Source organism: Leifsonia sp. SIMBA_070 (genome assembly GCF_046534635.1).
Lineage (GTDB): Bacteria > Actinomycetota > Actinomycetes > Actinomycetales > Microbacteriaceae > Leifsonia.
Window position 1 is genome coordinate 1 of record NZ_JAWRYK010000850.1, and the last position, 240, is coordinate 240.

General features: G+C 67.5%; 1 protein-coding gene. It reads right to left on the bottom strand.

Annotated features, from left to right (window positions below):
- The coding region (locus SB754_RS22630; RefSeq protein ID WP_410784515.1) for a GntR family transcriptional regulator at positions 1-240 on the bottom strand (240 nt) is incomplete at both ends.

Below are 240 nucleotides of genomic sequence, written 5' to 3' on the forward strand. Positions count from 1 at the left end.
GTCGATGAAATCCGCCAATGACGACCTCAGCGCGGAGGACGGATTGCGGAGCCGGTTCACGGCGGCAGCCCGCGCGGCCCACGGCTCCACCAGCAGCCGGAACTCGAACAGCTCCGCCAGCTCCGCCTTTCCGAGCAGCGGTGTGGTCCGGTACCCCTTCCCGGGGGTCCTGATGATGAGGTTGTCGCCCTCCAGCTGGCTCAGCGCTTCCCGGATGGGGGTCTGCGATACGCCGAATTC